16 protein-coding genes are annotated in these 20869 nt (G+C 63.8%); all 16 read left to right on the top strand.

Going from position 1 to position 20869, the window contains the following annotated elements:
• Positions 1-98 precede the first annotated feature (98 nt).
• Positions 99-749 (top strand): LuxR C-terminal-related transcriptional regulator, encoded by a 651-nt coding sequence (locus PPRO_RS01835; protein ID WP_041532089.1) that lies wholly within the window; start codon positions 99-101, stop codon positions 747-749.
• Between the two features lie 194 nt (positions 750-943).
• Positions 944-1513, top strand: coding sequence for a DUF4255 domain-containing protein (locus PPRO_RS01830; RefSeq protein WP_011734323.1), 570 nt, complete (start codon positions 944-946; stop codon positions 1511-1513).
• An 18-nt stretch (positions 1514-1531) separates the two neighbouring features.
• Complete coding sequence (locus PPRO_RS01825) at positions 1532-2371, top strand: hypothetical protein (protein ID WP_011734322.1); 840 nt, start codon at positions 1532-1534, stop codon at positions 2369-2371.
• An 18-nt stretch (positions 2372-2389) separates the two neighbouring features.
• Positions 2390-3958: a phage tail sheath family protein gene (locus PPRO_RS01820; RefSeq protein ID WP_011734321.1), complete on the top strand. Its 1569-nt coding sequence runs from the start codon at positions 2390-2392 to the stop codon at positions 3956-3958.
• Positions 3959-4072: 114 nt separating this feature from the next.
• Positions 4073-4531 (top strand): phage tail protein, encoded by a 459-nt coding sequence (locus tag PPRO_RS01815; protein WP_011734320.1) that lies wholly within the window; start codon positions 4073-4075, stop codon positions 4529-4531.
• A 66-nt stretch (positions 4532-4597) separates the two neighbouring features.
• Entirely contained in the window at positions 4598-5071 is a 474-nt protein-coding gene (locus tag PPRO_RS01810; RefSeq protein ID WP_011734319.1) for a phage tail protein, read from the top strand.
• A gap of 4 nt (positions 5072-5075) precedes the next feature.
• Entirely contained in the window at positions 5076-5246 is a 171-nt protein-coding gene (locus PPRO_RS20720; RefSeq protein ID WP_157039909.1) for a DUF5908 family protein, read from the top strand.
• Entirely contained in the window at positions 5247-5924 is a 678-nt protein-coding gene (locus tag PPRO_RS01805; RefSeq protein WP_011734318.1) for a CIS tube protein, read from the top strand. It abuts the gene before it with no gap.
• Positions 5925-5927: 3 nt separating this feature from the next.
• Complete coding sequence (gene vgrG, locus PPRO_RS01800) at positions 5928-7718, top strand: type VI secretion system tip protein VgrG (protein ID WP_011734317.1); 1791 nt, start codon at positions 5928-5930, stop codon at positions 7716-7718.
• A 64-nt stretch (positions 7719-7782) separates the two neighbouring features.
• Positions 7783-8085, top strand: a complete 303-nt coding sequence (locus PPRO_RS01795; protein WP_011734316.1) for a PAAR domain-containing protein — start codon at positions 7783-7785, stop codon at positions 8083-8085.
• Between the two features lie 9 nt (positions 8086-8094).
• Positions 8095-8520, top strand: a complete 426-nt coding sequence (locus PPRO_RS01790) for a GPW/gp25 family protein (RefSeq protein WP_011734315.1) — start codon at positions 8095-8097, stop codon at positions 8518-8520.
• A 36-nt stretch (positions 8521-8556) separates the two neighbouring features.
• The gene (locus PPRO_RS01785; RefSeq protein WP_011734314.1) at positions 8557-12426 is read left to right on the top strand and encodes a baseplate J/gp47 family protein; all 3870 of its coding nucleotides are present in this window, start codon (positions 8557-8559) and stop codon (positions 12424-12426) included.
• 6 nt (positions 12427-12432) lie between these two features.
• Positions 12433-13230, top strand: a complete 798-nt coding sequence (locus tag PPRO_RS01780) for a hypothetical protein (protein WP_011734313.1) — start codon at positions 12433-12435, stop codon at positions 13228-13230.
• Positions 13231-13252: 22 nt separating this feature from the next.
• A complete protein-coding gene (locus PPRO_RS01775) occupies positions 13253-15718 on the top strand; it encodes a hypothetical protein (protein ID WP_011734312.1) in 2466 nt (821 codons plus the stop codon).
• Positions 15715-19515: a contractile injection system tape measure protein gene (locus PPRO_RS19225; RefSeq protein WP_011734311.1), complete on the top strand. Its 3801-nt coding sequence runs from the start codon at positions 15715-15717 to the stop codon at positions 19513-19515. The genes PPRO_RS01775 and PPRO_RS19225 overlap by 4 nt, the downstream gene beginning before the upstream one ends.
• A gap of 2 nt (positions 19516-19517) precedes the next feature.
• Positions 19518-20864 (top strand): ATP-binding protein, encoded by a 1347-nt coding sequence (locus PPRO_RS01765; RefSeq protein WP_011734310.1) that lies wholly within the window; start codon positions 19518-19520, stop codon positions 20862-20864.
• Positions 20865-20869: the final 5 nt, after the last annotated feature.

The following is a 20869-nucleotide window of genomic DNA, read 5'->3' as shown; positions in this document are numbered from 1 at the left end:
ACCATGCTTCATAAATAAGTGCTATCATGTTGTGCAGCCACAGCGCCCCCGTCCCGAAACCGGAAACAAGGCATGGGGACGCACTGAAGGGGATTACCGTGAAAGACAATGACACTACTGGAATTCTGGTCGCAAGCGACCAGATCCTGCTGCGCGCCGGATTGCGCGAGTTGCTGCACACAGAGCCGAACCTTGATGTCGTGGGAGAAGCGCTGGACGAGAATGAAACGATCTATCTAACGGGTCGACTTGAGCCGGACATCGTTCTAATGGTTGTACTGAACAGGAGAGAGGCCAGCATCGGGGTCACCAAACGACTGAAAGCCCAGCATCCCGACATCGGCGTTATCCTGGTAACCAGCTGCGAGGATACCACATTCGCCCGGGATATCATCCGGGCCGGCGCCTCCGGCTATCTCCCCACCCGGGCGGCGCAATCGGAACTGATCAACGCCATTCACGCCATCAGGCGCGGGGACCTCTACATCCACCCTTCCATGACCCGTTGCCTCCTGTACGGCCAGACATCTCCGGCCGTGGCCAGGGTCCCTCCCCGGAAGCCGCTGACACGCAGGGAAGCAGAGATACTGGGCTACATCGCCCAGGGGCATACCAATCGCCAGATCGCCGAGCTTCTCTTCGTCAGCGTGCGTACCGTCGAGAGTCACCGGGCCAGACTGCAGGGGAAACTGAACGCCCACTGCCGCATGGATCTGGTACGGCACGCGGCGAACCTGGACATCAGGTAGCTCTCCACTGAATTTCCCCTCTGTGTTCGGTCATGGGACGGGAATACATCAGTAGTTTATACGTACGGACTCCGCATCAGCTCCGCAGTTTACCGCGATATTTTAACGAAAAAATACGTGATAACTACCGATGTCAATCACGCTCCGCCACTGTATGTTTGTAGTCACTAATTCACCAGACGAGCGGACAGACCATGATCGACACGGCGATACTCCACATCTCCGGCCAGCTGAACCAGTACCTGAGGAGATATTTCGACCTGAGCGAAGAGGCGGTTGCCGTATCCAATATCCTGGAGCAGGACGGCTCCCTTGCCCCCCGGATCACCAACAGGCTGGTGCTCTTTCTGGTCAACATCGAGAAGGAGACACTGGCAAGCCGGGGCCAGCAGACATCGTTGACCCACGAAACCGTCATCAGCCCGCCTCCCCTGTTTCTCAACTTCTTCCTGATGGTCGCCGCCCATTTCGGCAACAGCAACTATCCTGAGGCGCTGAAGTTTCTCTCCAGCGCCATCGGCTTCTTCCAGAGAAACCCGGTGTTCGACCACCAGAACAGCCCCGAGCTGGACAGCCGCATCGACCGGCTGATTCTGGATATGGAAAACCTGAACATCAGGGATTTGAGTTCACTCTGGAGCATCCTCAGCGGAAAGTACCTGCCGTCGGTCCTGTACCGGGTCAGGATGGTGGCGTACGACTCGGCGGATATCCTGAGCAAGGCATCGGCGGTAACCTCCACGCGCGCCTCCGCATACCACTGATCCAGGGGCTGGACTACCATGGGACCCTACCAGCTGCTGGCCAGCATCAGCGTCGAACACACCTTTTTTCCGGGAAGCATCTGTTCCGGACTCGAATTCACCCTCCCCTCTCCCACCGCATCGCTGATGAACAGGAGAGGGCTGCTGGCCCGGGGGACGGCCAACGGCGTCCACCTGTTCGCGGACGAGGAGTGGCGCCGGCTCTTCGCCTCCGCCGCGACAGCAGGCGAGCCGCCACCGGACCTGACGTTCAGGGTCTTCGTCCGAGACCCCTACTTCGGCGTCTACACCGCCCCACCCTGGCGCAAAAACGGCACCCTGCTGTACCTGGATGGCCGGGGCGCCGTCAGGGAGGAATCCGGGCGGATCAGACTGCACACCGGCGAATACGTCGCGCCCCGGGATTTCCAGCGTCTGGATGCCCCCCCCCTGGCACACCTGGTCGAACCGCGGGATCGGGCAATGCCACCGCTCTGCGTGATCCGCCTCAGGGGAGAGCAGGGAGTGCAGGGAGCGTGGTATCTGAGGTTCCAGGCCAGGGAAACCTACTGGAAGTACTACATTCTGGGAGAACTGGCGCGACGGGACCTTGTCATCGTCGACCGGGATGGCGAGGTGGACTTCGAGCACAGGGGAGAGGAAGTGCTGCCGGACGGACGCCGGGCATCCGTATTCAGGTCCACCCTCCCCATCCCCTTGCGCCAGTCATCAGGCTGCTGCTTCCAACTGCGCGAGCTGAAGGGGGACAGCGGCCGCACCCTCATCAGGCGGCTCCCGGTCGCCCCGGCGAGGAGAATTGATCGGGAAACGATCGATGGCAACGAAGCGGCAGTATCGGAACTGTTCATCAACTCGTAAGCGCAAAGGAGAAACCGTATGGCTCTGATGAAAACCCCCGGTGTGTATGTCGTTGAAAAGAATGCCTTCCCCAACTCGGTGGTGGAGGTAGCCACCGCCGTACCGGCGTTCGTCGGCTACACCGAGAAGGCCGACAACAAGGGCAAGTTGCTGGGGAACAAGCCCTGGCGGATCAGTTCCATGGCCGAATTTCACGACTACTTCGGATTCGGCCCGAAGGCTCTGTTCGCCATCGGGGAAGCGGCCACGGTTCCCGGCGACGCCCCGTCGTTTTCCCAGGGAGGTAAGGAGTACTTCCTGGGCCAGGAGTCGGGCAGATACCTGCTCTACAACAGCATGCTGCTCTTCTACCAGAACGGCGGCGGCCCCTGCTATATCGTCTCGGTGGGAACCTACGGAGAAGCCATCGAGTCGGACCGGCTGACCGGCGGCATCGACACCCTGATCAAGGAACAGGAGCCGACCATGGTTCTGATTCCGGACGCGGTGCTGCTGGCATCGGCCGAAGAGTGCGTCAGCGTGCAGCAGGCGGCCCTGGCCCATTGCGGCGGGAAGATGAAGAACAGGATCGCCATCCTGGATATCTGGGACGGGTTCAAGGACCGCAAGGACCCCGCCGGCGACTGCATCGAGAATTTCCGCGGCGCCCTGGGAATCAACTACCTGGACTATGCCGCGGCCTACTATCCCTGGGTCAACACCACCATCGTTCAGGACAAGGATCTCTCCTACGAGAACCTCTCCACCAGAGAGCTTTTGCAGACCCTGCTCAAGAACGAACTCGCCATCCCCGATCCGCTCCCGACGATCGAGGAGTCGGATCCCCCGGCGGAGAAAAACGCGAAATCCAGACAGATCCAGCGGGCCGACGCCATAGCCGCCATCTCCAGTGAATGGAGCGACATCGCGGCGGACGAGATTCCGGGCCATAAGCAGCTGCTGAACAAGACCCTGATCGCCATCAGCCCGCTGTTCAACACCATCCTCATGGAAATCAGACGCAAACTAAACCTGATGCCGCCGGCCGCGGCGATGGCCGGAATCTACACCATGGTGGATGACTCCCGCGGTGTCTGGAAGGCGCCCGCCAACGTCAGCCTCAGTTCCGTAGTATCGCCGGCGGTCAACATCTCCCACGACGAACAGGAAGACCTGAACGTCACCACCCAGGGCAAGTCGATCAACGCGATCCGCTCGTTCATCGGCGAGGGGACTCTGGTCTGGGGGGCGCGCACCCTGGACGGCAACAGCCTGGACTGGCGCTATGTCAATGTGCGCAGAACCATGATCATGTTGGAGGAATCGATCAAACTGGCGAGCAAGGCGTATGTGTTCGAAAACAACGTGGCCACCACCTGGGTGACCATCAAGAGCATGATCCGCAATTTCCTGACCGGAATCTGGAAGCGGGGCGGTCTCGCCGGAGCGAGTCCCGACGACGCCTTCGCCGTGTTCTGCGGCCTGGGAGAAACCATGACCCCCGAAGACATCCTGGAGGGGATCCTGCGGGTCACCGTCCTGGTGGCGGTCATGCGTCCGGCGGAGTTCATCGAGATCACCTTCCAGCAGCAGATGCAGAAGTCGTAACCGGTTAAGAACGGCATCTCCGGCCGGAGCGGGGCAGCGAGTCGCACCTGGCGGAGGCGCCCCATGGGCCCGGGCACGACGAAAAACCAACAATTTCAATGACGGAGGCACGATATGGCGGACGATGGATCCAAACAATCAACGAACGTATGGCCCTTGCCGAAATTCTACTTCCAGGTGAAGTGGGACAGCCAGGTGATGTCGTTCCAAGAGGTCTCGGGGCTCGACATCGAGGCCCAGCCGATCGAGTACCGGCACGGCGACAGCCCGGTGTTCTCCACGATCAAGATGCCCGGAATCAAGAAGTCCGGCAACGTAACCATGAAGAAGGGGATCTTCAAATCGGACAACAAGTTCTGGAACTGGTTCAACCAGATCAAGATGAACACCATCAAGCGGCTGCCGGTCACCATCAGCCTGCTGGACGAATCCGGCGCCCCCACCATGGTCTGGACCCTTGCCAATGCCTGGCCGACCAAAATCACCGGTACGGATCTCAAGGCCGACGGCAACGAGGCGGCCATCGAAACAATAGAGATCGCCCACGAGGGGATCACCATCGCCAACCAATGAGAGTGACCATCGAAAACCGGTGGAGCGTGCAGTTCTCCTTCCGGCGCACGGTGCGAAGGAGTATCCATGCCCGATCCGGCGAAAGTATGGGGACCCTACGGCTACAGCCCCCCGGCGTTCTACTTTCAGGTGGCCTTCGAACGGACTCCCGGGACGATCGACAGCTCGTTCCAGGAGGTCAGCGGGATCAGCCTGGAGCTGGAAACCGAGGAGTACGTCGAGGGAGGGGAGAACCGCTTTTACTACCAGTTGCCCAAGGGGGTCAAGCATCCCCGCCTGGTTCTGAAGCGGGGCATCGCCACCACCGCTTCACCGCTGGCACGCTGGTGCAAGAACGTCATCGAGGAGTGTTCGTTTCCGATCCAGCCGCGCCTGCTCAAGGTCTTCCTGCTGAACGAGCAGGGGGACCCGGTCCGGAGTTGGTCCTTTGCCAACGCTTTCCCGGTCAAATGGGAGGTGGACAGCTTCAATTCGACAAAGAACGAGCTCGCCATCGAGAAAATAGAGATCAGCTACAGCTCGGCGGAACGGGAGCTGTGACCCCATGACCATCGAAGTCAGGCAGATGACCATACGCTGCGCCGTGCAGGCGGATAACGGCTCGGGGAGAACGAAGGGATTCGCCCCCGGGCGACTCGAGGAGCTGAAGTCGGACGTCATTGAGGAGTGCCGGCAGATGATCAGGGACATGCTGAACGCACGACGGGAGCGATGAATGGCAAAGGTAATGCTCTCCATATCGCCATGCACACGGAACAGAAACGGCTCCGTCACCGTCGACCAGTCGACAAAATTCGAGGTGATGCTCAACCCGTCGTCCTATACCCACGGTCATTCCATCAGCCAGAGCGAGACCAGGGTCCAGGGGCAGGCTGCCCCCGAGTCCAAGTTCAACTCGACCGGCTCGGAGACGATCAGCTTCGAACTGATGCTCGACGGCACCGGTGCCGTACGCCCCACACCGGACGCCAAGGTGTACGACGTCAAGGCCGGCATCAAGAAACTGAAAAGTATCATCTACGACTATGACGGCGGGGAGCACGAACCGCGCATCGTGCGGCTCCTGTGGGGCAGCCTCTCCTTCACCGGCAGGCTCCAGTCCATGTCGATCCAGTACACCCTCTTCAAACCCGGGGGCGAGCCGCTGCGGGCCAGGATCTCCCTCGGCTTCGTCCGCTACGTGAGCAGCCAGGAGGAGAGTCTGAGGGCAGCCAGAACATCTCCGGACTTAAGTCACATCGTCGAAGTCCGCGCAGGCGACACCCTGCCGCTTCTCTGTTACCGCATCTACCGGGACTGTTCCTACTACACCGAGGTCGCCCGCGTGAACAACCTGACCTGCTTCCGGGATCTCAAGCCCGGGACCAGGCTGCGATTCCCCCCCCTGAGGTAGATCATGGCCGATTCGCCGCGCAGAGACGGAAGCGGAGTCGTCAGGCTGACGCTGTACAGTAACGGCGCACAGGTTGCCGACAGCGTGAAGATCATCTCCGTGACCGTGGACAAGAGCATCAACCGGGTTCCGGCGGCAAGGATCACGGTTCTGGACGGGGACATGCCCGAGCAGGACTTCCCGGTCAGCAACTCCGACGCCTTCAAGCCGGGGAGGGAGATCCGGATTGCCGCCGGGTACGACAACCAGGAGCAGACCATCTTCCAGGGCATCGTGACCAGTCAGGGGATCAGGATCAGCGGCGACAACTACTCGCGGCTGGAGGTGGAATGCCGCGACAAGGCGGTGGCCATGACCATCGGCCGCAGAAACGCCACCTACGTCGACTCCAGGGACAGCGACATCATCTCCACCCTGATCGCTTCCTACGGGGGGCTCTCCGCCGACGTGGCGGCAACCGCCACCCAGCACCGGGAGCTGGTGCAGTACTACTGCAGCGACTGGGACTTCATGCTCTCCCGGGCCGAAGTCAACGGGATGCTGGTCATGGCCGATGACGGCAGGGTATCGGTCAAGGCGCCGCAGGTCGATGTCCCGCCGCTGCTCGCGGTCGGCTACGGCCAGGACCTGATCGAATTCAGCGCCGACCTGGACGCAACCAGCCAGCTCGTTTCGGTCACCAGCGTCTGTTGGGACATGAAGAAACAGGCTGTCGCGGAGGAGAAGGCGCAACCGGCCACCCTGAACCAGCAGGGGGACCTGGATTCCAAGGCCCTGGCCAGGGTTGCCGGACCGGCCTCCTTCCGCTTGCAGACATCCGCCACCATGGAGCGATCGGCACTCAAGGAGTGGGCAGCTGGGCAGCAGCTGAAGGCCGGCCTGGCGCGGATCAGGGGGAGGATGAAATTCCAGGGGAGCGCCACGGCCAGGATCGGCGGGACCATCAAGCTGGAGGGGGTAGGCAACCGCTTCAACGGCACGCTCTTCGTCAGCGGGGTGCGCCACGACATCCGGGAAGGGAACTGGACCACGGAAGTCGAGTTCGGCATGTCCCGGGAGTGGTTCGCCGAACGGCGGGATCTGGTGGCCCCGCCGGCGTCGGGCCTGACCCCGGGGATCGAGGGGCTGCACATCGGGGTGGTGAAGAAACTGGACCAGGATCCCGGGGGGGAGCAGCGGGTGCAGGTCTCCATCCCGGTGCTCCAGGCGGAGACCGACGGAGTCTGGGCCAGGCTGGCAAAGTTTCACGCATCCAACGGGATCGGCGCCTTTTTCATACCCGAAATCGGCGACGAGGTGGTGCTGGGGTACGTCAACAACGACCCGTCCCATCCGGTAATCCTGGGGAGTCTCTACAGCAGCAGCAGGCCTCCTCCCCACGAGCTGACCGCCGACAACTTCACTAAGGCCATCGTCACCAGGAGCAAGCTGAGAGTGGAGTTCGACGACGACAAGAAGGAGGTCACCATCCTGACCCCGGCGGGCAACACCATCGTGCTCAGCGACAACGACAAGAAGATCCTCGTGCAGGATCAGACCGGCAACAGGGTGGAGCTGGGCACCGGTGGCATCACGCTGGACAGCCCCAAGGACATCGGGATCTCTGCCAAGGGGAAGATCAGCATCGATGCCGTGGGAGCGATCGCCATCTCTTCCAAGGCGGACGTCAAGATCACCGGGCTCAACATCAGCAACAGCGCCAATGTGGGGTTCACGGCCAAGGGGAGCGCCAGCGCCGAGCTTTCCGCCTCAGGCCAGACCACGGTCAAGGGCGCCATGGTCATGATCAATTAACCCGATTCTGCGGATAAAAGACGGGGGAATCCCGCGCAACCAACGTGAAGAGAGAGGAGGCACCATGCCGCCGGCTGCCAGAATCACCGACATGCATACCTGCCCCATGCAGACCCCGGCCTTCCCCTCCCCCATCCCCCACGTGGGGGGGCCGGTCAGCGGCCCCTGCGTGGCCACGGTGCTGATAGGGAAGCTTCCCGCGGCGGTGATGGGAGACAGCTGCATCTGCGTCGGTCCTCCGGACACAATCGTGAAGGGGTCGGCCACGGTGCTGATCAGCGGCAAACCGGCAGCCAGGATCGGCGACACCACCGCCCATGGCGGCAGCATCGTCATGGGATGCATGACCGTGATCATCGGCGGCTAGGGGGACGGGATGGATTCTGCGCACGAGAGCGGCGGTTTTCTCGGCAGGGGCTGGGGGTTTCCACCGGAGTTTCAGCGCCATTCTTGCGAGGTCAGGATGGTGGCCGCCGAGGAGGATATCCGGGAGAGCCTGCGCATCCTGCTCTCCACCATTCCGGGTGAGCGGCTCATGCACCCGGAATTCGGCTGCGGCCTCAACGCCCTGATGTTCGAGCAGATGAACGAAAGCACGGTCACCGCCCTGAAGGACGCCATCGACCGGGCCGTACTCTTCTACGAGCCGCGCATCATCCTGGACGGCATCGACGTTGACGACGGGAACATCCACGACGGCGTCGTCCTCATCTCCCTCGCCTATACCGTGCGGTCAACCAACAGCAGGAGCAACATGGTCTATCCGTTCTATTTCCTTGAGGGAACGGATCTCAGGTTCTGATAACGGAACCGTTTCACCCATCCCTGAGAGAGCAGCATGACGCAGCGGACCCGGCTGAACATATGCGACGGCACCGAACGGGACGATCGTTTCCCCCCCCCGTTGGGAGAGGGATACTTCCTGCCGGACGAGATCTCCTTTGAAACGGCGCTTGCCCAGAGTGCCGAGTTCGCGGCCATGCTTGGCTTCCATACCCTGGAAAACCGCACGGAGGGAAACTGGGCGGAACTGTTCATGAACGACGAAGCCGTTATCATGGCCCGACTCCTGAGCATCGACCTGAAAAAGATCGAGGCCGAGTTCATGACGCTCCTGCGGCGCAGCCCGGACTGCCTGAACCCGGCGCTCTACCTCTGCCGGTTGGCCTGGGATCTGGATCACTGGTTCCGGCGCCTGAACGACAGGGAAGGGGTGGCAGAACAGAGCCTCAGCCTCAGCATCGAGGCGGCGGTGCGCAACAGGCTGGCGGCAGAACTGCACGGTATCGGCGAAATTATCCGCCGCCTGGAACAGGGTGGAGAGCGGTATACGTCAGGATTCGCCCGTTTTCACCCCATCTGGGGGGTCGGGGCGTCCGGAGCAGGGATGTTTCCCAGGGCTCCCGTGAGAGGGGCGGAGAGCCCGGAGCAATGCAGAAGGTTCGTAACCTCGGCCTTCGACTCGTTCGCAAGCGGGCTCTCCTTCCTCCAGGCAGCCGCCCGGCATCACCTGGAGCGATCCCTGGGCAGCCGCCGCCACAACCCAGCCATGGCCCTGTTCATCGCCTTTCTGCACCTGATGGGAACGGCCCGCCAGAAAGCGAACGATTTCACCCGCAGGCACCTGGATTTCTATTACAACGACCTCCTCCGCTCCGCTTCCCGCGCCGCGGCCCCGGACCACGCCCACCTGCTCTTCCAGGCTTCCGGCCACAGCGGCGCCTTCATCCCCCGGGGAACCCCGTTTCCGGCCGGCAGGGACGACAAGGGGAACCAGGCCGTCTACCGTGCCGATAACGATCTTGCCGTGGTGGCTGCGCGGGTGACCTCCCTGCGCACGCTCTATTTCGAGCGGGACCCCCTGATTTCACCGGAACGCGAGCTGGGGTACGTGACCAGGATCCTGGCCGGAGATCCGCTGGGAGACGCTTCCGGCAGGCACGCGAACGGGCCGCCCCGGCACGTCTTCGGAGCTCCTGATGGGGAAATCGGCCCCCTGACGTCAGAGGAAGCCGAACTCGGCTTTGCCGTTGCATCGCCCCTGCTGCTCCTGGGAGAGGGACGGCGGGAGATCCGCGTCAGGATCCGTTTCAGCCGGGGGGGTGAAGGGCGAGACTCCGTCAGCGCGGTACTGCAACGGCTCCGGGAGGCTCGATGTCAATCCGAGTTCTGCGGCGCCTTCGGCGCACTGTTCGGCCAGTATCTGTTCGGCGGCGACGAACTGCTCAGCGGAGCCGACAAGCTGGAGATCATACGGCACGCGGCCTCCTTCATGCCCGGGGAGTCGGCAAATCTCGTGCGGGACCTCCTGAGCCAGGACCGGATTGACCTGTTCTTCCGGCTCACGGCACGGATCTTCACCGTCGATCTCACCGCGGAATCGGGGTGGCACGACGTACCGCGGCTGTTCGTCTCCCCCCTCACCGATCCCCCGGGGAAAACGGAGAGCGGCCTCGACTGCTCCTTCTGCCTGGACCACGACGCTCCCCCCATCGTCTCCTATGACCGGACACTCCACGGCGGCGGTTTCCAAACCGCTCTCCCCCTGGCGCGCTTCCGCATCCGCTCCACGGCCAATCTCTGCCCCTACTCCCTGCTCGTGGGGCACTGCATCAGGGACATCGCCATCGAAACACGGGTCAGCGGTGTCCGTGAGCTCATGGCGTACAATCAGCACGGCAGGCTGGACCCATCCCAGCCGTTCCTCCCCTTCGGTCCCTCCCCGGCGGTCAACTCCTACTTCGCCATCACCGCTCCTGAGCTGTCGGTAAAACCGCTGACCAGCCTGGAACTGAACCTGGAATGGTCAGACCTGCCGACGCTGGAGGGAGGGTTCCGGCTCCATTACCAGGGGTATGAGACGCGCTACGACAACGCCTCGTTCAAGGCGGAGATGTCGGTACTGAGGGATGGCCGGTGGAGACCCGACCGGCAGGAGACACGCAGCAGTACCGTGCTGTTCGACCATGCCGGTGAAGGCGAGCGTATTTCCCCCCGGAAAACCATTGCGGTGGATGTCATTCGCCACCTGAAGCCCACGGAATTCCGGCCGGGAACGACAGAGCCTCGCTTCGATCTGAAGGCGCGCAACGGCTTCGTGAAACTCACCCTGACAGAGCCGGAGGCAGCCTTCGGTCACCGGGAGCATCCGCTCGTCATGACACGGGTGCTGACGGAAAACGCCAGACGCAAACGGGTCAGGAAGACGCAGCCGCTTCCCGCTCCCCCCTACACACCGCAGATCTCCTCCCTTTCACTGGATTACACCGCGCGCAGCGTCATTCATCCCGGCGGCGAGGGAGCGCAGGAGTCTGCCGGGCTCGGCGAGAAGCTGTTTCACCTCCATCCCTTCGGCGTGGAGACCGTGTATCCGTCCGCCCCAAAAGCCGGGCTCAGCCTGCTGCCAAGTTACGGCGGAGACGGGAACCTGTTCATCGGTATCTCCGCCGAGCGGATCTCCGGCACCCTCACCCTGTTCTTCCAGATGAGGGAAGACTCGAACCATGCCGTTACCAGGCGAAGCTCCCCCCTCACCTGGCATGTCATGTCCTCCAACCGCTGGCATCCCCTGGAAAACGTCCGGGTCGTTTCCGACAGCACCGGCGGCTTCCAATCTTCCGGTATCATCACCCTGGACCTTCCGGAGGGGCTCACCAGCGAACAGTGCGTCATGCCGGACGGCCTGTTCTGGCTTCGCGTCAGCTCGGACGGAGCACCGGATTCCTTCTGCAGCCTGTATGCGGTACACACCAATGCCCTGAGGGTCACCCGACAGATGGATGGGGAAGAGGGAGCGACGGTGAGCGCCCCCCTGCCGGCCGGCAGCATCACCAGCCCCGGCATGTCCATCCCCGGACTGGGTGCGACACTCCAGCCGGCAGCCGGCTTCGGCGGCAGGGAGAGAGAAAACAGGACAGAGCAGGTCATCAGGCTCTCGGAGCGGCTGCGGCATAAAAACCGGGCCGTGCTCCCCTGGGATTACGAACGGCTGGTGCTGGAGCATTTCCCGGCCGTATTCAAGGTCAAATGCTTCGGCGCCCTGGGCAGCGAACGGGGATGGGCCCCCCATCCCGGCCGGGTGCTGGTGGTCGTGGTCCCCCGGGGGGAAAGCAGCGGCGATACCCCAAATCCGAGCCCGATGCTGAACGCGGCGGAGCTGAACCGGATCGGTGAGTTCCTGCGGCAACACTCCCCTCCCTTCGCGTCCATCGAGGTGCGCAACCCGGCCTATGAACGGATTCACGTCAGATGCTCCGTGAAACTGACGCCTGCGGCCGAAGCGCGCCGCGGCCACTACCTGAAGGAACTGAACCGGGCGATCACGGAGTACCTCTCCCCCTGGAGCGGAGTGGGGTGCCGGGCCCGCTTCGGCTGGCGCATCAGGCGGGAGGATATCGAGGCGTACCTGATGAAACAGGAGTACGTGGAATGCATTGCCGCATTCTCACTCCTGCGCACCAGCGAGGATGAACAACGTAACCACGGCCTGAGTGATACCGCCCGCCCGCCGCGGGGAGAAGGAGGATACCCGCTTCCCGGCGGAGATCCGGCAACCAGGGATCTGCTCGAACCGCTGCGGCCGTGGAGCCTGGCGATCCCCGCGGACCGCCACCTCGTCGAGACGATGGGTTCCATAGGCTTTCCGGAACCGGAGCCGACCGGGATCGACCACCTGGAAGTGGGGCGAACCTTTATCATCGACAGCTAGGAAACCATGCCGAAACGAAACCGAGACACACTGAAAAACTTTTTCAGAAAGGGCGCCCTCCCTTCGGAACGCCAGTTTCACGACCTGATCGATTCGGCCCTGAACATGGTCGACGAGGGGTTTTCCAAGACGCCGGACAACGGGATCGAAGTAGCCACCCAGGAGGAACACCATACCCTGATGAGCTTCTCCCGCGCCGGGGAACCGGGGCGGTTCGACTGGTCCCTGGGTTTCACCCGCGACAGGGAACGGAACGCCCTGAGCTTCAGCGCACGGGACCAGGAGGGGAACGAGACCCCTTCCGTGACCCTCGATCCGGGGGGAAAGGTGGGAGTGAACACCCAGGCCCCGGAGTTCACCCTGGACGTTGCCGGCGTCATCCGTAGTCAGGGGCGCATCGGCGTCGGTCCCGACGGCAACAGCTCCGTTCCGGCCGACGGGAAGTGGCACGACATCACCGGTCCCCTGGACGGCTGTCAGGCCTTCGAGGTCATGGCCGGGGTGGGAAAGAAGCGGACCGGAAAATACGCGCTCATGCACGCCTTCGCCCTGAACACCTTCAACCCGGTCGGGTTCCTGTTCAACTTCCTCAACCTGAAGAAACGGATCAGCTACCACCAGGCCCACTACCGTTCCCTGGGGGACAAGCTGAAGCTGCGCTGGTCAGGCACCAACCGGGAGTACCGGTTGCAGCTCAAATCCAACAGCGATTACGGCGACGGCATACGGATCAGGTTCTACCTGACCAGGCTCTGGTTCGACAGCTTCATGAACGATTGTCTGCCGGATTCGGACGACGAATGACACCCCGGTTTCAGAGGACGACATGCCGGAAACCAGAACTATACGACGCTCAACAGGCGTTCAGGAGCAGGGGAGCTTCGAGGAGCTGAAGCGGCAGGGGATCGGCTCCGTCCAGGAGCTTGCCGGCGACCTCTGGACCGACTACAACCTCCACGACCCCGGCGTCACGATCCTCGAACAGCTCTGCTACGGCCTGACCGACCTGATCTACCGCACCGGCTTCCCGGTGGAGGACCTTCTGGCAGGACAGGACGGCTCCCTGGAGTGCGACAGGCTCGCGCTCCACCCCGCCGAACGGATCTTCCCCTGCCGCCCGACCACCATCGACGACTACCGCACGGCGATCTTCGACGCGGTTCCCGAGATCGATAATGTCTGGCTGACCACCGTGGAAGGCCCCTACGGCCCGCTGCTCCGGGTTGTGCTGCGGCTGAAGGAACGGAGCGAGGGGGCGGAACACAGGGCCATGCGGGAGGAGATCCGGGCGCGGGTTTCCCGGGTCTGCTCATCGTCGCGGAACCTCTGCGAAGATCTGGAAGAGATCGTGTTCGTCCGGGAGATCAGCTGCGTACTGCACGGGGAAATCGAAATCGGCGCCGGCCGCCCGGCAACCGAGATCCTCTCCGAACTGTACCATCTCTGTTCCCGGTCGATCAGCGGCGGCATCTCCTCCCGGGGGTACGAAGAGGCGCTGCGCCAGGGAGTGGAGCCGGAAGAGATCTTCCGGGGACCGCTCACCCGTTTCGGATTCATCCGCGATGACGACCTGGACGATGCCCGGGATGAAATCAGGGTTTCCGACCTCTACTCGGTGATCAGATCCATCGACGGTGTCGAGAACATCACCAGCCTGTTCCTGGAAAGCGGGGGGCGTACCTACCATAGCGGCATGGCGTGCGAGGGAGCCGAAACCGCGGTGTACCTGAACATCCCCGAAAGCGATGGGGAGATCAGGGTGCAGCTGACCCGGAGCGGACGGCGGGTCGTGGTGTCGGCCCGGGAGCTGGAGGCCAGGTACGGGGAACTGGATTTCGCCAGGAGATCCATGAGGCATGCTCCCCAGGACCTCTCCGCCATAGCCCCCCTGCCGCACGGGGAGTTCCGCGACCTGGGACGGTACGTCTCCATCCAGAACCAGTTCCCGGCCATCTACGGCATCGGCAGGTTCGGAGTGGCGGAATCCGCATCGCCGCGCAGGAGAGGAGCCGCGGCGCAGCTGAAGGGGTATCTGCTGCCGTTCGAGCAGCTCATGGCCAACTTCCTGGCCAACCAGGGGAACCTGCGCACCCTGTTCTCCATCGAAAGCTCACCGCAACGAACCTACTGGCACCAGACCCTGGAAGAGAGCGGCATCGCCGATCTGGAGCGGGTCTACCCGGAACAGGCGGAAGCATCCATCGCCGCGCTGGTGGAGAAGCATGACAACGTCTTCGAGCGCAAGAACCGGCTTCTGGACTACCTGCTCGCCCTGTACGGGGAACGCGTCTCCCCGAGCGCCCTGCGGGATTTCAGCTCCTACCATCCCCCCCAGGAGACGGAGAGAATCGCCGTCCGCCAGAAAGCCGCCTTCCTGAATCAGATCGTGGAGCTGGGCAGGGACAGGGGGGAAGCGCCCGACTATGGCGCGGCAGACAAGAGCGGGGCCGGAGTCTCGGGACTGCACCGGCGGGTCAGCCTGATGCTCGGCTTCGGCTCCGGGAGTCATCGTTCCCTGACCCGGCCGATTCTCTCCGCCGGTTTCATCCTGGGTGACGACTCGGCGTTTTCGGGCACGGAACCCGGGCTGCCGGTCCCGGCGGAAGAGCCGGGCAATGACTCCCCGTGGTTCCAGGTCCCGCTCAGCGGTCCCGACGGCGGAACGCCGGAGGAGCTGCGCCCCTTGACCGCCGGAATCTGCTTCACGGACAGCGGCCGACTGACGCCATCGTTGCTGCAACGCGGCGTTGCGCTGGATAACTACCGCATCGCCCCCCAGGGAACGGGTACGCAGCTGCTTTTTGCCGCCTCCGACAGCGGCAAGTGGTGGCGGATCGGACTGTTTCCGGATCAGGGGAGCGCGGTGACAAGCGCCAATGCCCTGCGCCGGCTGCTGGTCGGCCTCAGCCTTGGGAGCGAGGGAATGCACGTCGTCGAACACATCCTGCTCCGGCCCCGGGGTACGCACGGCCGGGAAGATGGCGTTCCCGCGGATTTCTTCCCCTTCCGGGTGAGCGTGCTGTTCCCCGCCTGGACCGCCCGCTGCCGGGATCGGAACTTCCGCCGCCTGGCCGAGGAAACGGTGCAGCGGAACTGTCCGGCACACATCCTGGCGGAATGTCACTGGCTCCGATTCGAGACCATGGCAGCTTTCGAAACGCTCTTCGCCGCCTGGCTGTGTCGCATGAACGCCCCAGAGCCGGGCGATCCCGAACTGGAGCGGACCTCCCGCGCGCTCGTGCTTTTACTTCGGGATACCCGGTCCCGCGAGAGAGAAGGGGACCTGCCATGACCGCTGCCCACATGGTGGAAAACGCCCTGTTCCAGGTCTCGTTCCCTTCGGAGGAGGCGGCATTCGAGCAGCAGGAGGAGCTGCGCTCCTTCGCTTCCGGCCTGGCGCTGGAGATCGTGGACGAGGTTTTCACCAGACTCGCCCCTCCCGCCGGGGTGCTGCGCATCGACCGCCTGGACATCGATCTGGGAAGCATCGGGAGTGACGGCTGGAGCGAAGCCGCCGGCGAGCGTCTCCGGGAGAGACTCGAAGCGGCACTGCGGGAGAACCTGCTGCACGGCGGAGAGGCACGTGCGGGGTGCAGGGTCATCCCCCCCGGGGAACATGGACGGGAACGGCTGGAGTATTTCCTGGCCACCGGCTGCATACCCTGGAACGCTGACCTGGCCGACGGGCGGACCATGGAGGAGCTGACAGAGCAGCTCCTCTCCTGCGACGCCACCAGCCTGCGCCGCCTCCTGGGGGACAGGCTCCGCCAAGAGCGGACAGTAGCCAGAATCGTCCGCCAATTCGGGGAGCATGTCGCGGCAGACCTGGCACGCATGCTGGCACCGGGACAGACCATCTGGAGCCGTTCGCTGCGAGAGCTGTTCTCCACCGCACTGGCCTCCCTCCCCTCCACCGTGGAGCGCCGGGACGTATGGGAAACAATCCTGCTCAGCCTGCTGGATCAGCGGGAACAGAGCGACGTTCCGGTGACAGACATGCGGACCGGGACAGGGCATCTCCCCGACCATGACGATTCCGCGACCCGAGGGTCTCTCCGTACGCGCCTCGAAGAGGCGCTGACAACAGGACACGCGGAGGTAATCAAGGACGACTGGCAGGAGCTGCTGCGCAACCGGCCGGCCCTGCTGCGGAAACTGCTCCGGCGGAAGGGTGCGGACGGGGACGCGCTGCGACGGATCGCCGAAGGCTTTCCCCCGGCCATGCTGCGGGATCTGGTGCGCCTGCTGGAACCACTGGAGAGCGCTTTCGTGGAGGAAATCGCGGCCAGTCCCGAACTCTTCCGACGGGCGTGCGAACAGAGACCGGAAGAGACCTCAACCACGCGGGCCAGACTCTGGGAGTTCACCCTGGCCTATCTGCTGGTGGAACGGGGGGGACAGTTTAACCGGCGGGCCTACCTGGAACGCCTGGTTCGCCGGATGGCGGCCCGCTGTTCGATCCGTTTCACCGATCTCCTGGATGCGCTGGCAACAATCCTGGGAGAGGCGGAGGCTCCGGGCATGCTGAAGCGACAGATGCTGGAGTTCCTGCTGGAGCTGGGGGGCAAAGACGGAGTGAAGAGCTCCCCGGCAGCTGACGCCGTCCGGGACGAAGCCATCTCCCGGGCCCGCCTGCTGGGGGAGCTGCTGAACCGGGCCATCGTTCGGGGAGAACCAGACACCCTGGCCGAAGTGTGGGAGGAACTGGCAGGGGACTTCCCCGCACTGGTGATCGAAATCCTGGGGCGCCGCGGCAGGGAATCAGCCGCGCGGCGAAGGATGGCCGAGCAGTTTCCTGAAACGGTTCTGCGGGGGATGGCCGGGATTCTGGAACCGCGGGAGAGCGGATTCATCGTAGAACTGACCGCCAGGGGGGAACTGTTCCGACGCGCTACGGCGGAACCTGAGGGAAGCGAACGGATGTACAGGAGCCGGCTCTGGGAGTTCACCCTGGCCTACCTGCTCTGTGAACGGGGGGGAAGATTCAACCGCAGGGCCTACCTGGAAGGCGTGGTCAGAGGCATGGCGGCACGGAGCAACAGCGGCTACATTCCCCTGCTGGTCTCCCTGACCGCCCTTCTGGAAGCATCGCCGAAGCCCGGCAGACTGAAGCATGAGATGTTCTCCCTGCTGGGGGAACTGGCCCGGGAAGCCGGCGCTGGCCGCCCCCCCGGGGAGCAGCGACGGGAAGAGCGTGGAGAGGCGCCGGAAGAGGCGCTGATCCGGCTGCGTCTCCGGGAGGCGTTCGCCAGCGGTTCCGCCGTTGGCCTGGAGAGCTTCTGGCGCGCCACGCTGCACGAACACCCCGGCCTGATCCTGGAAACGCTCGCCGAATTCTGCGGCCGGGGCGAGAGTTTACGGAAGATGGCCGAAGGGTTTCCCGAACCGCTTCTGGAAGAGCTGGTGCGGATGCTGGAGCCGCGGGAGGGAGGGTTCGTCCGCGGAATCACCGGACAGCCGGAACTCTTCCGGCGGGCAGCCGACGGCAGGACGGAATCCGCGAAAACCCTGAAAAGTGGCCTGTGGCAGGTCACCCTGGCCTATCTGCTGGTGGAACGGGGAAGCCGGTTCAACAAGCTGGCATACCTGGAGAGCCTGGTCCGCGCCATGGCGGCCCGGGGAAACCGGGCCTACCTCGAACTGCTCGACTCCCTGGCCATGGCGCTGGAAGAGGCCCGTGAAACAGGAACACCGCACGCGGAGTTGCGGAGTATCCTGCACCAGCTGCGACTGAAGAGTGCTCCCCGGCAGCCTGAGAAGCGGCGGGACTCCGGACGCCGGGCGCGGGATTCCCGTGAGCCCGAACGGAAAAACGGAGAGACACGTACGGTTCCGGAAGCGGTGATCAGGGAGCTGATCCGGCACAGGCCGCAGCTCTGCCGAACCATGGTGAAGGCGCTGGCGACTCGCCGGGGATACTCCGAACGGATCATCGACCTTTTTCCTGCACGGCTGCTGCTCCCCCTCTGCTCCCTCTCCCGGGGAAAGGACTGGCGGCGGGTGCTGCTCTGCACGGAACTGGCAACGGAGATCCTGCTCACCGCCGTCGTCGCGGAGAGCGGCCGGCTCCACGGCCTGGCCCGCCGCTTCCTGTTCAGCCATCTCTTCGGCAGAAGGAGCGGGTTGCCGCTGGACGAGTACGTCGATGCGCTCATCCGTCACCTGGCCGAGCAGACCGGCCGGAGCTACGACCGAGGGTTCCGGGAGCTCCTGCTTCGGCAGCGACGCGAAGGGCTGCCGCCGCTGCGCCGGCGGGTGGAGCGGCAGATCCTGGCGATCATCGCGGGAAAGGGGGGGGCAGTGCCAGCCCCCCCTGATTCGACGGCTAAACCGCTCCATGGCATGCGGGAGCAGGCTGCGCTCACGCGGACGGCCCGGCTTCCGCTCCCCGTTACGGATGCCGACGACGGTTCCGCGCCCCCCAGTCGGGCTCACCAGCCTCAGGTCGCGGGAGAATCCCGGGGAGAGGGGGGGTCCCGACGGAAGCAGAGGCAGGACGAAGAGGCCTCCCCCACTTCCGTCATAGCCCCGGGGAGGAAAACGGTGGAAGCAGAGCCTGGTGTCAAGGGGGAACAGGACGAGTTCCGGGAGGATCTGTACGTCGTCAATGCAGGCCAGGTACTGGCGGCGCCCTACCTGACCCGCCTCTTCTCCATGCTGGGGCTGCTGGAGGGGAAGGGGTTCCGGGACCGGGATGCGGCGGAACGAGGGATCCATCTGCTGCAGTTCATGGTACACGGAGACAGCGGCGCGCCGGAATACCTGCTAGCGCTGAACAAGTTGCTCTGCGGGGTTCCCACCGGAGAGCCCATAGGCCGGGAGGTCAGGCTTGAACCGGCCGAGGAGGAGTGCGTCGAGGGATTGCTGCACGCCATGATCGCCACCTGGTCCGCCATCGGCTCCACCTCGCTGGCGGGGCTCAGGGAATCGTTCCTCCAGCGGGAGGGGAGGCTGCGGCTGAAGGACGACGCCTGGAGCCTGCTGGTGGCCCCCCGTCCCTTCGACATGCTGCTGGACCGCATCCCCTGGGGCTTCTCGACCATACGGCACCCCTGGATGGGGCGGGCACTGTACGTGGAGTGGCGATGAGCATGAGCGCCGGGGAGGCAAACGCCCTCACCCTGAAGAGAGAGATCGACTGGTTCCGCGCGCTGCTGGAGACACGCATCACCCTCTATTTCCAGGAGCCGGGGGGGAGCGGGGAGATCCGCCACATAACACCCCCCTCCCTGGAGGGGGACGGTTCCGAATACGCCCGGACCGTCACCCGCTTCGGCCTGGGGTTCGACGAACGGGTCATCCTGATCCTGGCGCTTTTGCCCCACACCGCTCCCCACGAACTCGACACCCTGTTCATCCGCAACAGGAACCTGGACCGGGGCTTCACCGAGTTCGGCGGCTGGAAAGGGAACAGCCACGGCGGCTTCCTTCCCACCTGCGAGACCGCGGCCTTCATCCTGGCCGGCGACGACCTGAAGAAACGCTTCGAGATCATCCGCCTCTTCGAGGCCGACCACGTCTTCACGAACCAGGGAATCCTGCGCATAGAGAGCAGTTCCGGCAACGAGCCGCTGTTCAGTGGGGCACTGCTCATCACCGCCGATTACCTGAGCCGCTTTACCACCGGGAGCAGTCACAAGCCCGGCTTCTCGTCCTGCTTCCCTGCCCGGCTCATCACCACTCCCCTCGCCTGGAGCGACCTGGTGCTGGGGCCGGAGGTGCTGGAGGAGATACTTACCCTGACCGCCTGGCTGGAGCATTCCCGGGTGATCATGGAGGAGTGGGGACTGGCAAGCGTGGTCAAGCCCGGGTACCGCGGCCTCTTCTACGGCCCCCCCGGGACCGGCAAGACCCTCACGGCGACCCTGATCGGCGCCTCCGCCGGCGTGGACGTCTACCGCATCGACCTCTCCATGGTTGTCTCAAAGTACATCGGCGAGACGGAAAAGAACCTGGCCTCGGTCTTCGACCAGGCCCAGAACAGGAACTGGATCCTCTTCTTCGACGAGGCGGACGCCCTGTTCGGCAGGCGCACCCAGACCTCCAGCTCCAACGACCGCTACGCCAACCAGGAGGTCTCCTACCTGCTCCAGCGGGTGGAGGATTTCCCCGGGATGGTGATCCTGGCCACCAATCTCAAGGCCAACATCGACGAGGCCTTTGCCCGCAGGTTCCAGAGTTCGGTCTACTTTCCCCTGCCCGACGCAGAGCAGCGCCTGCGGCTCTGGCGTGGTGTGCTGGGGAAGGGATATCCCCTGGGGGATGACGTGGATCTCCCCTCCCTGGCTGAGGAGCACGAGATACCGGGTGGCGCCATCGCCAACGTGGCCCGCTACGGCGCCATACGCGCCCTCAGGCGGGGCGACCGGGCGGTCACCCAGGAGGACCTGCTCAAGGGGATTTCGCGGGAACTGATGAAAGAGGGAAGGACGATCTAGACGCC

This window comes from Pelobacter propionicus DSM 2379, from assembly GCF_000015045.1.
Taxonomy (GTDB): domain Bacteria; phylum Desulfobacterota; class Desulfuromonadia; order Geobacterales; family Pseudopelobacteraceae; genus Pseudopelobacter; species Pseudopelobacter propionicus.
Note: the sequence above shows the minus strand (reverse complement) of the source record. Positions and strands in the feature narration are given on the sequence as shown.

What these genes read in the sequence shown, in the direction of transcription:
- PPRO_RS01780 (WP_011734313.1), top strand. Translation starts at nt 12,433, where the DNA reads ATGCCGAAACGAAACCGAGACACACTGAAAAACTTTTTCAGAAAGGGC.
- PPRO_RS01795 (WP_011734316.1), top strand. Translation starts at nt 7,783, where the DNA reads ATGCCGCCGGCTGCCAGAATCACCGACATGCATACCTGCCCCATGCAG.
- PPRO_RS01805 (WP_011734318.1), top strand. Translation starts at nt 5,247, where the DNA reads ATGGCAAAGGTAATGCTCTCCATATCGCCATGCACACGGAACAGAAAC.
- PPRO_RS01785 (WP_011734314.1), top strand. Translation starts at nt 8,557, where the DNA reads ATGACGCAGCGGACCCGGCTGAACATATGCGACGGCACCGAACGGGAC.
- PPRO_RS20720 (WP_157039909.1), top strand. Translation starts at nt 5,076, where the DNA reads ATGACCATCGAAGTCAGGCAGATGACCATACGCTGCGCCGTGCAGGCG.
- vgrG (WP_011734317.1), top strand. Translation starts at nt 5,928, where the DNA reads ATGGCCGATTCGCCGCGCAGAGACGGAAGCGGAGTCGTCAGGCTGACG.
- PPRO_RS01810 (WP_011734319.1), top strand. Translation starts at nt 4,598, where the DNA reads ATGCCCGATCCGGCGAAAGTATGGGGACCCTACGGCTACAGCCCCCCG.
- PPRO_RS01820 (WP_011734321.1), top strand. Translation starts at nt 2,390, where the DNA reads ATGGCTCTGATGAAAACCCCCGGTGTGTATGTCGTTGAAAAGAATGCC.
- PPRO_RS19225 (WP_011734311.1), top strand. Translation starts at nt 15,715, where the DNA reads ATGACCGCTGCCCACATGGTGGAAAACGCCCTGTTCCAGGTCTCGTTC.
- PPRO_RS01765 (WP_011734310.1), top strand. Translation starts at nt 19,518, where the DNA reads ATGAGCGCCGGGGAGGCAAACGCCCTCACCCTGAAGAGAGAGATCGAC.
- PPRO_RS01790 (WP_011734315.1), top strand. Translation starts at nt 8,095, where the DNA reads ATGGATTCTGCGCACGAGAGCGGCGGTTTTCTCGGCAGGGGCTGGGGG.
- PPRO_RS01775 (WP_011734312.1), top strand. Translation starts at nt 13,253, where the DNA reads ATGCCGGAAACCAGAACTATACGACGCTCAACAGGCGTTCAGGAGCAG.
- PPRO_RS01815 (WP_011734320.1), top strand. Translation starts at nt 4,073, where the DNA reads ATGGCGGACGATGGATCCAAACAATCAACGAACGTATGGCCCTTGCCG.
- PPRO_RS01830 (WP_011734323.1), top strand. Translation starts at nt 944, where the DNA reads ATGATCGACACGGCGATACTCCACATCTCCGGCCAGCTGAACCAGTAC.
- PPRO_RS01825 (WP_011734322.1), top strand. Translation starts at nt 1,532, where the DNA reads ATGGGACCCTACCAGCTGCTGGCCAGCATCAGCGTCGAACACACCTTT.